This is a genomic window from uncultured Gimesia sp., assembly GCF_937919775.1.
Taxonomy (GTDB): domain Bacteria; phylum Planctomycetota; class Planctomycetia; order Planctomycetales; family Planctomycetaceae; genus Gimesia.
The window spans coordinates 1-5,938 of the sequence record NZ_CALFPF010000356.1 but is presented as its reverse complement, the minus strand read 5'-3'; the positions used below and the strand labels follow the sequence as shown (position 1 = coordinate 5,938).

5 protein-coding genes are annotated in these 5,938 nt (G+C 56.3%); all 5 read right to left on the bottom strand.

The window, feature by feature from the left end; translation table 11 throughout:
• Positions 1-47 precede the first annotated feature (47 nt).
• The gene (locus Q0294_RS09910; protein ID WP_299464155.1) at positions 48-1,445 is read right to left on the bottom strand and encodes a DUF1501 domain-containing protein; all 1,398 of its coding nucleotides are present in this window, start codon (positions 1,443-1,445) and stop codon (positions 48-50) included.
• 223 nt (positions 1,446-1,668) lie between these two features.
• The gene (locus Q0294_RS09905) at positions 1,669-3,237 is read right to left on the bottom strand and encodes an arylsulfatase (RefSeq protein ID WP_299464152.1); all 1,569 of its coding nucleotides are present in this window, start codon (positions 3,235-3,237) and stop codon (positions 1,669-1,671) included.
• 89 nt (positions 3,238-3,326) lie between these two features.
• Positions 3,327-3,659 (bottom strand): EthD family reductase, encoded by a 333-nt coding sequence (locus Q0294_RS09900; RefSeq protein WP_299464149.1) that lies wholly within the window; start codon positions 3,657-3,659, stop codon positions 3,327-3,329.
• A gap of 55 nt (positions 3,660-3,714) precedes the next feature.
• Positions 3,715-4,551: a phosphoenolpyruvate hydrolase family protein gene (locus Q0294_RS09895; RefSeq protein ID WP_299464146.1), complete on the bottom strand. Its 837-nt coding sequence runs from the start codon at positions 4,549-4,551 to the stop codon at positions 3,715-3,717.
• A gap of 26 nt (positions 4,552-4,577) precedes the next feature.
• Positions 4,578-5,798 carry a Tm-1-like ATP-binding domain-containing protein gene (locus Q0294_RS09890; RefSeq protein ID WP_299464142.1) on the bottom strand — a complete coding sequence of 407 codons (1,221 nt, stop codon included), beginning with the start codon at positions 5,796-5,798 and terminating at the stop codon, positions 4,578-4,580.
• Positions 5,799-5,938 lie beyond the last annotated feature (140 nt).

Below are 5,938 nucleotides of genomic sequence, written 5' to 3'. Positions count from 1 at the left end.
TTTTTTCACTCAAATTGAAACACTACAGGTAGCAGCAATTCAATCTCTTAAAACAGTGCCGTCAGCGGTTTGGAATCATCGAGCAGGTGGTAGGGGCGCTCCAGTTTATCATAGGCCATCAAGTCGTGGATGCCCATGGCGTGATAAACGGTGTGCGTGATGTCCGCCGGCGTGACTGGGCTGTTGAGAGGATATTCGCCGTAGCGGTCGCTGGCTCCGAAGGTCTGGCCTCCTTTGATTCCGCCGCCGGCGAGGACGTCGGTTAAGCAGTGTGTCCAGTGATCGCGGCCGGCTCCGATGGTTCCGCCGGAGCGCGGATCGCCGATCTTCGGCTTGCGGCCCATTTCGCTGGTGACCATGACCAGTGTTTCATCCAGCATGCCGCGGGCCGCCAGGTCTTCAATCAGCGCCGAGTAGGCCCGGTCGAATTCCGGCAGCAGATCTTCTTTCAGGCATTGAAAATTGTTGCCGTGCGTGTCCCAGCTACCGGCACTCTTGCACTTTTTGCCCAGCCGATTCAGATCCCCTTTCCAGAAGACGGTGACGAACGGGACCCCGGCTTCGACCAGCCGCCGTGCAGCCAGCAGACTCATGCCGTTGATCGTTTTTCCGTAGCGTTCGATGGTCGCCGGCGATTCCTGATGTAAGTCGAAGGCAGAGGTGGACTGCGAGGAAAGCAGCAGCGTCAGGGCTCGTTCCTGTTGCTTATTCATCGTGGCGATATCGGCGAATCCATCAAAGTGGCGACGGGCGGTATCCAGTTGCTCGAGCAGCGACTTCCGCTCGGTCAGTCGGTCGGGGGTGATATTTCCTTCGAGGGAGAGTGCCGGCCCGCGCAGTTTCAAAGGCTCTTCCCGCGTTCCCTGAATATACATCGGATCGTGTTCGACACCGAGTCGCGCGGCAAACTGACCTGGTCGCGTATAAGGGGCACGGCTCGGCATATGAGGCAGCGTGATCGCGTTGGGCAGATTCTTATGAGCCGGACGACGCGCCGCGACCACGGAACCCATGAAAGGCCAGTCGTCCGGTTCAGGCGTGCGATTATTTCCTTTGGTGACAAATGACTGATCGGGAATATGCCCTGTCAGATTGTGGTAATACCCGGCGTGATGGTCGTTCGTGTTGACCGTCGCCCCCACTGAATTGACGAGTGCCAGATGATGTGCCTGTTTCGCCAGCAGCGGCAGATGTTCTGAGAGCCGCACTCCCGGGGCGGACGTTTCAATCGGCTGAAATGGCCCACGATAATTTGAGGGCGCGTTCGGCTTCAGGTCCCACATGTCGAGATGCGACGCACCGCCACACAGGAAGAACAGAATGGTCGATTTCGCAGACTTCCGCGCGGGGGGGAGTGGGTTCTGGGGAGCCGCCGCTGTCGGTGTTCCAAATCGCATGCCGGCAAAGCCGAGCCCCGATGCCACCAGAAATTGCCGTCGTTGCATAACCCGTACTCCCGATGTGAACCTGGGGCCTTTTTAATGGCCGCTATGTGTCATCTGCAGCGTAAAGTGAGTCGCTTCCTGTCTAACCGGATCTACTGGGACCGCGTTAGACATATAAACGTATGCTAACATGACTACGCGAGTATGTCTAGCGCATATTGATTAGCGATAATGGTTTTATATAGCTGAAATAAAGTCACTCTGCTGCAAAATGCGAGTGAACTCACTTGTCCTGTGCCTGAACTTTCTCCAGAATCACCGAAAGCCGTTCGACGACTTCGGGGTGTTCGTTCCAGACGTTTTTGGTTTCTGAGGGATCAGCTTTGAGGTTGTAGAGTTGTCCCATGGGTTCGCCTTTTGCTGGTTTGACTTCACGGGCATTGGTGAAGCCGCCGGAACCTCGTTTGGGAACCATTTTCCAGGGACCCTGTCGGATCGCGAAGTGGCCCCAGAGCGAATGATGTACGGCATAGTCGCGCAACGGTTGATCGCTTTTCTGGCCGAGCAGGGCAGGCAGAATATTGACACTGTCTTCGCCAGCGCCGGCTGCTAATTTTTGATCCGTAATCGCGGCGCAGGTGGCCAGCAGGTCGGTCAGTTCGACCAGTTCGTCGTTCTTTGAATCCGCGGGTGTCTTGCCGGGCCAGCGGACGATGAAGGGCACCCGGTGGCCCCCTTCCCAGATGTCTGCTTTCGTCCCGCGCAGATGCGCGTTCCCCTGATGGCCGCGGTCTTTGACATATTGTCCCCGGTGATTCGGCTTGTAATATTTCAGGTCGTCCGTTTCCTGCGGCGTCCACCAGTGATACAGGCCGCCGTTGTCAGAGGTAAACATCACCAGCGTGTTTTCCGCCACGCCCGCGCGCTGTAAGGCTTCCATGATCGCACCGACGGTCGCATCGACTTCAAGTACAAAATCACCATACTCGCCAGCAGCGCTTTTGCCGCGGAATTCGTCGTTGGGCACGAGAGGCAAATGCGGCGCGGTCAGCGGGAAGTAGAGAAAGAACGGTCGCTCTGGCGATGTTTTCGAATGTTGTTCAATATAACGCACCGCCTGTCCGGTTAAGGTTGGCATCACGCTTCTGATGGTAAAATCGGGCGAGCGCATGCCTTTGTCGACCGAAAGAAATTCGGTTTGGATTTGTTCCGATTCAATCGTGGGCATGATCACAGGCCGATCATTTTTGATAAAGCAGAACGGGGACATATTGAGCGAAGCAGAGATGCCGAAATAAAAGTCAAAGCCGTTCGCCAACGGTCCGCCGGTGATCGGTTTCGTATAATCCACGTCATCACCCACGCGGGGACGCTGCCGACGGTCAATGGGAACCGCGGGCACAGGCTGTCCGTTTTTGTCGGTCCACTGCATGCCCAGATGCCATTTACCTACACAAGCGGTATCGTAACCCGCCTGCTTGAGCAGTGAAGGGACGGTTGTCTGGTCTTGTTCAATCAAAGGGGGATCAAAGCCGTCCAGCACGCGGTACTTCAATCGCGTCCGCCAGCAGTAGCGGCCTGTCAGAATGCCGTATCGAGTGGGGGTGCAGACTGCGGACGGCGTGTGGGCATCGGTAAACTTCATCCCTTCTGCAGCCAGACGATCAATGTGCGGCGTTTGGATTTTCGATTCCGGGTTGTAACAGCTCACATCGCCATAACCCAGATCATCTGCCAGAATGTAAACAATATTCGGCTTCTGGGCTGCATGCGTTGTTGTTTGCAGAAACAGAGTCAGGAGCAGCAGTGGTAAGATGATTTCCGGGCGGATAGTTTTCAGAATTAAACTCATTTAATGATGACCTTCCCGAGGATGATTCGATACACATTCTTTTCACTATAAGCGGAGAATCAAGCGAAATGCAACCGGAGTACTCCGACTCAGGGGGTTTCCAGATTCAGTGGAATCAAAACTTCTTCCTCATCATACATGAACATCACGCCGCCGGTGGCGAAGTTCGACACGTCGGCGATTGTTGCCTGACCTTCTGGGCTTTCCAGAACCGCCTGCATTCCGGCTGCAGATTCCGCATACAGACTGACAATCAGGTAATAAGGCGGAGGACTGCCCGCTTCCGCAGAGATGCATTTTCCGATGGTCCAGCCGGTGAGACCTTGCATTGTTTTCGCCAGCGGGATGTGGACTTCGTGATAATAACGGTCAAATTCAGCGGGGTCTTCGGGGTGTCCGTACATCACAGTTAAGCGATACATGTTGGATTCCTGTGCTACGTAGATGAGGGAAACGAAGAGAATGGAAAGGATGCGTTTAAGCCTGTGATAAGCGTAGATCTCCGAACTGACGGACCTGTGCCGTCATCGCGATTTCCGTCGGCAGACGTTCCATGGAACTCGCCCCGTAGAAACCGTCGATGCCCTTCGCGCGGTCGAAGATATACTGGGCGTCGTCAGGCATCGCAATCGGGCCGCCATGACAGAGCAGCAGTACGTCATCCCGCTCGCTTTTGGCGGCGTCAACCATAGTGCGGATCGCTTCTACCGAATCGTCCAGTGTCTTGCCCGTTGCGGCGCCGATCGTGCCGCCGCTGGTCAGGCCCATGTGAGTGACTACGATATCCGCGCCGGCGGCAGTCAGTTTTCGAGCCTGATCGGCGTCGAACGCGTAAGGCGTTGTGAGCAGATCCAGGTCATGCGCCGCCCGGATGCAGTCGATTTCCAACTCAAAGCCCATGCCGGTCTCTTCCAGATTGGCCCGGAACTGTCCGTCGATCAGTCCGACGGTCGGGAAATTCTGAATGCCGGCAAAACCCATCGCCTGCAGTTCTTTGAGGAACAGATCGCGGATCAGAAACGGATCGGTCCCGCAGACGCCGGCCAATACAGGCGTCTGCTTAACTACGGGAAGCACCTCGCGTCCCAGTTCTTTGACAATCTCATTCGCATTGCCGTAAGGCATCAGGCCCGATAGCGAACCGCGTCCCGCCATGCGATAGCGGCCCGAATTGTAGATCACAATCAGATCGATGCCGCCGGCCTCTTCGCATTTGGCACTCAGGCCCGTGCCGGCACCGCCGCCGATGATCGGTTGTCCGGCTGCTACTTTCTCGCGCAGTCGCTTCAGGATTGCTACTCTTGATTCGGACATGAATGATTTCCTCGCGTTTTGTATCTCTAGTTGAATCGGCTTCCGCTCACGCGTTCAAAGGCGGCCACGAGTGCTTCGGCAAACGCGGCGTCGTTGATATGACACGGAAAACGGGTGATGCGTCGCTCGTCGGTCTGCTGAACTTCCTGTTCCAGCGTCTCGAACAGACACTGGTCGGCTGTGGGATCATAGAAGGCTGCGCCCTCAACGTCGAGCATCGAGAGACCGTGTTCGGGAATTAGAATTTCGATGGGGGCCGTCGACCGATTGACTTTGGCGGCGATCCATTGCGCCATCTGCTGGTTCTCGTCGACGGTGGTCCGCATCAGTGTCACCTGCGGATTGTGAACGAGAAATCGGCGGTCGGTAAATTGTTCGGGAACGGTCTCGCGGGCACCGAAGTTGACCATGTCGAGGGCGCCCAGGCTCATCACATACGGAATGCCGCGTTCGAGGATGATATCGAACCGACGCGGACCAGCAGACATGATGCCTCCGACGACTTCGTCGGCGACTTCGGTCGTCGTGATGTCGAGCACGCCGCCAATCAGGCCGTCGGCGACCAGTTTCTCCATCGCCCGGCCTCCGGTGCCGGTTGCGTGAAAGACCAGGGGATCAAAGCCCTTTGCTTCCAGTGACTCGCGCACCATGTCCACGCAAGGCGTCGTCACGCCGAACATGGTCATGCCCAGGGCAGGGCGGTCTTCAGTGAATTCTGTTTGGTTTGCTACCATGCCGGCGATCGCGTGGGCGGCGTTGCTCAGTATCCGCCGCGAGACCGAGTTGAGCCCTGCCACATCGACGACCGAATACATCAGCGTGATGTCGCTCGATCCCACATAAGGCTGCGTATTGCCGCTGGCGACGGTTGAGAGAATCAACTTCGGAAAGCCGACAGGCAGTGCCTGAAATGCTGGGGCAACAATTGCTGTTCCGCCGCTTCCCCCGATCGCGATCACGCCTGCCACCTGTTTTGTATTGACCTGGTCGGGCAGCCAGGCATGCAGCGCTGCTGCCATCGCTGTGACCGCCTGTCCCCGGTCGGTTTGTTCCAGCACCAGGTTGGGACCCGCGGGATGTGCCGCCGCAATCGTCTGCGCGGAAATGTCGGCACGGTCCGAATGGCCACGGGTACTCAGGTCGACCAGCACGACATCAAGGTCCGCGTTGCGAATCGCGTCAGCCACGAAGCAGATTTCGTCTGCTTTAGTATCCATCGTTGCAAGTGCAAAAATGGTGTTTCGCATGCGGTCTCCTTCCTGTGACATTTCTATCAATCAACGGTATTTATGCTCAACTGATTGTTCATAGTGGGTATGCAGGTCTGAATTTGTCAAGGCATGAAAATAATAATGATTGCCGTAGAAAAGGTCCGTCTGTAGTACCT

Excerpts from the sequence above, each read along its gene's own strand:
- Q0294_RS09910 (WP_299464155.1), bottom strand. The coding sequence starts at position 1,445 with ATGCAACGACGGCAATTTCTGGTGGCATCGGGGCTCGGCTTTGCCGGC.
- Q0294_RS09905 (WP_299464152.1), bottom strand. The coding sequence starts at position 3,237 with ATGAGTTTAATTCTGAAAACTATCCGCCCGGAAATCATCTTACCACTG.
- Q0294_RS09900 (WP_299464149.1), bottom strand. The coding sequence starts at position 3,659 with ATGTATCGCTTAACTGTGATGTACGGACACCCCGAAGACCCCGCTGAA.
- Q0294_RS09895 (WP_299464146.1), bottom strand. The coding sequence starts at position 4,551 with ATGTCCGAATCAAGAGTAGCAATCCTGAAGCGACTGCGCGAGAAAGTA.
- Q0294_RS09890 (WP_299464142.1), bottom strand. The coding sequence starts at position 5,798 with ATGCGAAACACCATTTTTGCACTTGCAACGATGGATACTAAAGCAGAC.